The 8,646-nt window shown below is 40.0% G+C and carries 3 protein-coding genes; 2 read left to right on the top strand and 1 reads right to left on the bottom strand.

The features are described 5' to 3' along the window. A partial coding sequence (gene lipA / locus ACFE90_RS11490) for a lipoyl synthase (protein WP_375500543.1) occupies positions 1-925 on the bottom strand: 925 nt, incomplete at its 3' end. Positions 926-1,365: 440 nt separating this feature from the next. Here lipA and ACFE90_RS11485 point away from each other — a divergent pair. Both ACFE90_RS11485 and ACFE90_RS11480 read left to right on the top strand, forming a co-directional pair. Beyond that, on the top strand, positions 1,366-2,019 hold the full coding sequence (locus tag ACFE90_RS11485) for a response regulator (protein WP_375500545.1): 654 nt from the start codon (positions 1,366-1,368) through the stop codon (positions 2,017-2,019). Positions 2,020-2,607: 588 nt separating this feature from the next. Beyond that, positions 2,608-8,319, top strand: a complete 5,712-nt coding sequence (locus tag ACFE90_RS11480) for an AAA family ATPase (RefSeq protein ID WP_375500541.1) — start codon at positions 2,608-2,610, stop codon at positions 8,317-8,319. Positions 8,320-8,646 lie beyond the last annotated feature (327 nt).

The raw sequence follows: 8,646 nt of genomic DNA, 5'->3' as shown, positions 1-8,646 counted from the left end.
TCCCCGACTCCCTACTCCCCACTCCCTCCTCTCCAGCATGATAAGAACTGCGAACCAGAGGCCCAGAACGAACATGGTTGAATCCCATTTCCCATGCTAATCTGCCAAGCTGATCGAATTCCTCTGGAGTCCAATATTTTTTGACTGGCAGATGTTCAAGAGTTGGACGCATATACTGCCCGATAGTCAAGCGATCGCACCCCACAGCCCTTAGATCAGCCATTGCTTCAACGACTTCATCAAGTGTTTCTCCGTGTCCCAACATCAAACCTGATTTGGTGGGAATTGTCGGATCGATTTCTTTGACTATAGCTAGTACCGAAAGAGAGCGATCGTATTTGGCTCCCCGGCGCACTGGCCCAGTTAACCGTTTTACTGTCTCGATATTATGATTGAAACAAGCTGGTTTGGCTTTTACAATCATGGCTATTCGCTGGCGTTGACCTGATTCCCCAACACCAGCACCACCCCAAAAATCAGGCGTCAGCACTTCAATTTGAGTCTCTGGGTTCAATTGGCGGATAGTCGCGATCGTCTCCACAAAGTGCCCTGCGCCCTGATCGGGCAAGTCATCACGGGCTACAGAAGTCAGCACTACATAACGCAATCCTAAAAGCTGCACCGCCTGGGCTACCTTTTGGGGTTCCTCTAAATCAACAGGCATCGGTGCATGACCTTTATCTACTTGACAGAAAGCACAAGAGCGTGTGCAAGTAGGCCCCATTAGTAAAAAAGTTGCAGTTTTTTGGGCATAACACTCCCCCCGGTTGGGACAGCGCCCTTCTTCGCAAATCGTGTGAATTTGGCGTTGCTTAATAATGTGTTGTACGGTAGAAATTTCACTGGCTCTGCCAATAGGACGACGTAACCAGCTAGGCATTGCCGTAATTTCAGACTTTAGTTCGGCTCGTTGTGACGAAATCATATAGTAGTCCGTTTTGATTTTTGAAATTATTTGTGTAGGTAGGGAGTAAGGAAGAAGCCTTTTTGAGGTGTACTGATTTTTTGTAAAAATCAAATACGAGTCCTATAGACATCTAAGCAAAATACGGATATAGACGAATGGTCTGTTAATTAACAAATGATAGATAAAAATAGACGCGGGGATGCTCTTCATCAAGTCCCTATGTCTCAGTACCAGCATGTCCCTTATGCCCTAGAACAGAGCTAAAGCCTTAAATATCACCATGACACAAATTGAAAATAGCACAAGCGAAAGTTTTGCAAAACACCTCTAGCAATGTCATTTATACCGAAATATACTATCCCCCAATTGCTAAAAATTTTGTATATAGTGGGGGAATTCTCAATGACAATCGGCAAAGCCGCTATTTACACTTAAAGTTTCTGTTAGAGCAAACAGTCGTGGCAAGCAACAAGATTTTAGTTATCGATGACACTACAGTTGTCAGGGTAAAAGTACGAGAAATGTTGCCTCCGGGCAATTTTGAGGTACTGGAAGCAAAAGATGGTTTGGAAGGACTAAATTTCATTCTTCAGGAAAAACTCAGCCTGATTATGCTGGATTTCCTGTTGCCTAAAATGAGTGGCTGGGAGGTTTTCCAGAAAGTTCAAGCCGATCCGGAATTAAGGAAAATTCCTTTGGTGATCATGTCTGGTCGCAAGGAAGAGGTGACTGAGAAAATCACAGAACCCTTTGAATACTTTGAATTTCTGGGTAAGCCTTTTGATCAGAAGCAACTAATTAACGCAATTAAGTTAGCTATGACCAAGGCGAAACAGCCACGCCCAGAACTAGTGCCAGTAGGAGCAGCAGTTGCTGTAAAAAATGGCACAGTAGCAACTTCTGGTGTAACCACTGCTACAGTAGCAACTCCTAGTGCTGTAAATACTGCGATGCCTACGGCGGCAAGCAACGCAACCCCTACTGCCGGAGGAGCCTCCGACGCAGAAATTAGTGCATTGAATGAGAAAATTGTCAAAATGCAAGCTGAAATCGATGGCTTGAAGAAACAGCTAACTCAGGTTGTGACCTTTATTAAACAAAAAATAAAGTAGCATTTGTACTCATTATTATTATCGCAGCCAAAAATACCCCGTTTATAATAACGGGTGTCCGATTAAAAGCGGGTAAAAATAGTTAGTTCGAAAATACTTATGTTGACAAATCATCGTTGAAAACAAAATTCAAAAGCAGGAAAACATAACTAGCAATTATCTGCACTTTTATAAATTTTGAATTTTGAATTCCCCGAACGCGAATTTATATTGAGCGGAGTCGAAACACAGCTTCTTCGCCAAAGAAGAGGTTGACAGTCTAGAAAAGCAGCCAATACCCACAAAACCTGCCGCAGTTTGCTCTTAATCTAAGGAGAACGGCAGGCTTTTTTCTTATTTGTAAGACTTACGCACTGTATAAATGCATAGTTATGTGAATTAACGAGCTTAAGGTTGTTTCAGGCTTTTCTAAATTATCCTGCGATCGTAATAGACCATGCTATAGGAAACATTGCTATATGAAATATTTACTGAAAAAAGATATGTTTAAATTTTATTTAAACATATAAAATTCCTATTTTATGATATACGTAGCCTTCGCAGGGGAATACTAAGCCATATAAACAAGAATTATGAGCATACCCCGTAATGTTAGTAGTATTAGATACATTGTCTGCGTTTCCTGGCTATCGCATCACCGAGCAAATCTACTCAGGTAGTAAAACCCTAGTTTATCGGGCTATTAGAGAACAAGATCAAAAACCAGTCGTTCTCAAATTGATGCGGAATGAATATCCTACGTTCGGCGAAATCGCCCAGTTCCGCAATCAATATATCATCACCAAAAACCTCGATCTTCCTGGCATAGTCAAAACCTATAGCTTAGAAAACTACCGTAACAATTACGTCCTAGTGATGGAAGATTTTGGTGGTATTTCCCTGCAAGACTGGCAAGTGGAGGACAAGGAGAAGAAGGAAAACTGGCTTTCCCTTAATGAGTTTTTCCCCATTGCTATTAAAATTGCTTCTATCCTTGAAGGACTGCACTGCGATACCTTTCGCGGAGCGTCTCGTAGAGAAGGCGAGCTACGCCTACGGATTATTCATAAAGACATCAAGCCTGCCAACATCCTGATAAACCCTACCACAGGTGAAATAAAACTCATCGATTTTAGTATTGCCACTCTCCTACCAAGAGAAATTCAATTTCTCACGAATCCCAACGTATTAGAAGGCACCCTAGCTTACATTTCTCCAGAACAAACCGGAAGGATGAACCGAGGTATTGACTATCGCACTGATTTTTATTCCCTCGGTGTCACCTTCTTTCAACTCCTCACCGGACAGTTACCCTTCATAACAAAAGATCCGATGGAGTTAATTTACTCTCACATTGCTAAACAACCGCTAAAAGCCAGTCGGATTAACTCTAATACTCCACCAATTTTGTCTGACATTATCAGCAAGCTGATGGCAAAAAATGCCGAAGACCGCTATCAGAGTGCTTTGGGGTTAAAGCATGACTTGCAGGTGTGCCAAAACCAGTGGCAAGAAACAGGAAATATTGCACCCTTTGAACTAGGCGTGAGAGACATCTCAGACCGTTTTGTAATCTCTGAAAAACTCTATGGTCGCCAAAGTGAAGTTGAAACCCTACTCGCTGCTTTTAAGCGTGTGACAGAGGGGGCAACAGAAATGATATTAGTCGAGGGTTTCTCTGGCATTGGCAAAACTGCTGTAGTCAATGAAATCCACAAACCTATTGTGCGTCAGCGTAGTTACTTCATCAAAGGGAAATTTGACCAGTTTCAACGTGACATTCCTTTGTCAGGATTGGTGCAAGCTTTTCGGGACTTAATTGAGCAACTGCTCTCGCAAAATGATGCCCAAATTCAACAATGGAAAGCCAAAATTCTATTGAAATTGGGTACACAAACTCAGGTGATTATTGATGTACTTCCTGAACTAGAACAGATTATTGGTAAGCAACCTCCGGTTACAGAACTCTCTGGCAGTGCTGCCCAGAATCGGTTCAATTTATTGTTTCAAAAATTCATCCAAATATTTACAACGAAAGAACATCCCCTAGTTTTATTTCTCGATGACTTGCAGTGGGCAGATACGGCATCTTTGAAATTAATTCAGTTATTAATGTGTGAAAATAAGTTGGCTTCTCCTTCAGAAGAGACAGAAGAAATGTGTGAAAATAAGGGAGGTTTACTGTTAGTTGGTTCTTTTCGAGATAATGAAGTTTCTAAGGCACATCCGCTTTCTTTGACACTAAAAGAGATTCAAAAAGCAGGAGCAACTATTAATACGCTCACCCTCACACCCTTAAATCAAGGTGATTTAAATCATCTAATTGCTGATACTCTGCATTGCCCTGAAGGAGTTGCACTTCCTCTCACTCAGATGGTATTTGCCAACACTAAGGGCAACCCATTCTTTTGCGTCCAATTCCTCAAGTCTTTACATGATGATGGGCTAATTGCATTAAACTTTGATCTTGGTCATTGGCAGTATGATATTTCCCAAGTCAAAGAATTAGCTCTCACAGATGATGTCGTAAAATTTATCACCCTGCAAATAGAAAAATTGCCAATACCTACCCAAAAAGTTTTGAAAATGGCTGCTTGTATTGGTAATGAATTTGACTTAAAAACTCTGGCGATCGCCAATGAAAAATCTGTAGTAGATACAGCATCAGACTTGTGGCAAGCATTAATTGATGGGCTAGTTTTACCACAGACTGAAAATTACAACATCTTTTCAAATACTAATCAAGACTTAATTGTTGATGGGATAGAATCTACACGATTTTCAATTTCTAATTTACAGCTACCTAAATATAAATTCGTACACGATCGAGTGCAGCAAGCCGCCTATTCTTTGATTCCCGAAGAACAAAAAAAGCCAATTCACTTAAAAATTGGGCTACTGTTATTGAATAATATTCCAGTTGCAGAACAAGAAGAAAAGATTTTTGGGCTTGTCAATCAGTTTAATATCGCAGTAGAATTTATCTCCCCTCAAGCTAAACGAGATGAACTGGCCCAGATGAATCTAATTGCTGGACGTAAAGCTTTAGCATCTACAGCTTATCCTGCGGCCGTTAAGTATTTAACTACTGGCATCAAACTGCTGGCAGATGATAGTTGGGATATGAAACATCATCTCACCCTAGCTTTATATGAAACTGCGACAGAGGCAGCATACCTAGCTGGCAACTTTGAACAGATGGAGGAATTGGCAGAGGTGGTGTTGGTACGCAAACCACTGCTAGAAAAAGTAAAAGTTTATGAAGTCAAAATTCAGGCTTATGGGGCACAGAACCAAGCACTGAAGGCTGTGAATACTGCCCTAACCTTTTTGAAATTTTTGGGAGTGGAGTTTCCTGAGCATCCAAGCCAGTCAGATATTCAGTTAGCAATGGCAGAGTTAATATCAAATCTTAATGGCAAGCGTATTGAGGATTTAATTGACCTGCCTGAGATGACAGAAGAGCAAGCTTTAGCATCTATGCGTATTCTATCGAGTGCACTTGGTCATGCCTATCAAGCTTTTCCTGTAATTTATCCCTTGTTTGCTTTTAAACAGATTAATTTATCGCTCAAATACGGTAACACTTCCTTGTCAGCCTATGCCTATGTAGCTTACGGGGTAATACTCTGCGGGGTAGTAGGAGATATTGAGTTTGGCTATCAATTTGGGAAACTGGCTGCAAGTTTGTTAACTCGCTTTAATGTTAAAGAAGTCAAAGCTAAGGTTATAGAGGTATTTAATGCTGCTATCCGGCATTGGAAGGAACATGCCAAGGAAAACTTAAAACCTTTGCTAGAAGCATACTCTGCTGGACTAGAAACAGGAGATTTAGAATATGCAGCCTATGCTCTTAATGTTTATTGCTACTGTTCATATTTTCTTGGTAAAGAACTGACCGGACTGGAACAAGAGATGGCAATTTACAACAGTGCGATCGGTCAAATCAAGCAAGAAACAGTATTTAACTGGAGCGCGATTTATCGGCAGAGTGTCTTGAACTTGATAGGTACTGCGGAAAATCCGCATCTTTTAATTGGTGAAGCCTACGATGAAGAGAAAATGTTGCCGACTCACCTTGAAGCAAACGATGGCATGGGACTGTTATATTTGTATTTAACTAAACTGCATCTCTGTTGTCTATTTCAGAAATACTCTCAAGCGGTTGAAAATGCTCGCTTGGCAGAAAATTATTTGCATGGTGGGATAGGACAGTTCGTTTTTCCTATATTCCATTTTTATGATTCACTAGCTAGACTGGCAGTTTATTCTGATGTTGAGGAATCTGAACAAGAACAAATCTTAAATAAGGTTGTTGTCAATCAAGAAAAGATGCAGCACTGGGCAAATCATGCCCCAATGAATTATTTGCATAAGTTTTATTTAGTTGAGGCAGAGCGGCATCGAGTTCTTAATCAATATATAGAGGCAATGGATAATTACGATCGCGCGATCGCCTTTGCTAAAGAATATGAATATATCAACGAAGAAGCTCTTGCCAACGAACTTGCCGCTAAATTTTATTTAGAACGGGGCAAACAGAAGATTGCCCAAACCTACCTAACTGATGCTTACTATGGCTACATTCATTGGGGAGCATTAGCCAAAGTTAACGATTTAACAAAACGCTATCCCCAATTACTTACTCCTATACTCCAGCAAGGAAAAGTGAGTATCCATCCCAGCGATGAAAGCACTTTTGTCAATAACATATCTATATCATCTTTACCTACCTTAAGCGATCAACAAACTGTTATTGGCTCGAAAAGAAGTATTTCTGACTCTCTGGATTTAGCCGCATTTATTAAAGCATCTCAAGCCCTCTCTGGGGAAATCGAGCTTGAGCGACTACTTTCTACTTTAATGGAAGTTGTTATGGAGAATGCAGGAGCCTCTAAATGCGCTTTAATTTTGAGTGAAGGTGATAACTTAGCATTAACTGTCACAGTAGTGTGTTCAAATTCGCATTTTGATCATACCTACACTGAGTTTCCATCAACTTGCCTTGAGTTAAGCTACGATGTTCCTATTACTTTGATTAACTACGTTAAACGCTCAAGAGAAATCTTGGTTATTGATGATGCAAATACTGTTACTTTTTTAGCAGATGATAGCTACATTCTTACTGAAGAACCTAAAAGTTTGTTGTCTATACCTCTTCTAAATCAAGGTAAATTAATTGGGATTCTTTATCTAGAAAATCATCTGACGACAGGAGCATTCACACGCGATCGCGTAGAAGTTCTCAAACTCCTCACTACTCAAGCAGCAATATCTCTAGAGAATGCTATCCTTTACAAAAATTTGGCACAAGCTAAAGAAAGCTTGGAAGACTACAACCATACTTTAGAAGAGAAAGTCCAAGAAAGAACGCAGGAACTCAACGACAAAAATCACTGTTTACAAGAAACTCTACAGGAATTGCAACGTACTCAAATCCAATTGATTCAAAGTGAAAAAATGTCTTCTTTGGGACAAATGGTCGCAGGAATTGCTCATGAAATCAATAACCCTATTAACTTTATTCATGGCAATATTAGTCATACTAGCGATTATGTCCAAAATTTGCTAGATTTTTTAGCTGTTTATCAGCAGGAATATCCGCGTCCTTCGCCTTTAGTTGAGGAGAAAGCTGGGGAAATTGACATAGATTTCTTAGCAGAAGACTTGCCAAAGATTTTAGATTCAATGAAAGTGGGGAGTTCACGTATCCGGAATATTGTTTTGGGCTTACGCAACTTTTCTCGCCTAGATGAATCTGAGATGAAGCCTGTGGATGTTCATGAGGGAATAAATAATACCTTAATGATTTTACAACACCGCTTTAAAGAAAAAAGCGGTCTTCCTGAAATTGAAGTTATCAAAGAATACGCAAAATTACCGGAAGTTATTTGTTATCCTGGTCAATTAAATCAGGTGTTTATGAATATCCTCAGTAATGCGATTGATGCTTTAGAAGATTCATTTGTTATTGATTATCCATCATTGATAAATGATAAAGAGCAAATAATAAAAGACATAGACGCATCATCGGCTTATCATAGGGTAGGACAAATTCACATCTTTACTGAACTAACAGATTCTAATACGGTGATAATTCGGATTGCTGATAATGGTTATGGCATGACAAAAGTAGTGCAGCAAAAAATCTTTGACCCATTTTTTACTACCAAGCCAGTAGGAAGTGGCACGGGGTTAGGGTTGTCGATTAGCTATCAGATTATTGTGGACAAACACAAGGGTAGTTTAACCTGTGATTCCACATTAGGAGAGGGGACTGAGTTTGTGATTGAGATCCCGATGCAACAGTCAGATATCTAGACTAGTAACACTTCTTTTAAAATACAAAGTTGGATTAAGTAAAGCGAAACGAACATTTGGAAATTTGTCGAGTTTTGCTTTGCTCAACCCAACCTACAATTATAAAAACCCAGTTTGTCGCAAAAACTGGGTGATTTCTAAGACTCTTTAAAACAACTCTGACAAGCTACTAGAACACCAATTCAGTAATCTTAGAAGAACCTCTCCCCAATTCTTGTAGGGAAAGAGGCTGAGGGGTTAGGTTTTTCATTCCTGAATCGATACTCTATTAGTCTGTCAAGACAACTATGCGGGGTTAAATAACCTAGACGCAAAGCGGTGAAGCAG

The sequence above is a fragment of the uncultured Nostoc sp. genome (genome assembly GCF_964245445.1).
GTDB lineage: Bacteria > Cyanobacteriota > Cyanobacteriia > Cyanobacteriales > Nostocaceae > Nostoc.
The sequence above is the reverse complement of the archived record's forward strand: the minus strand, read 5'-3'. Positions and strand labels throughout refer to the sequence as shown.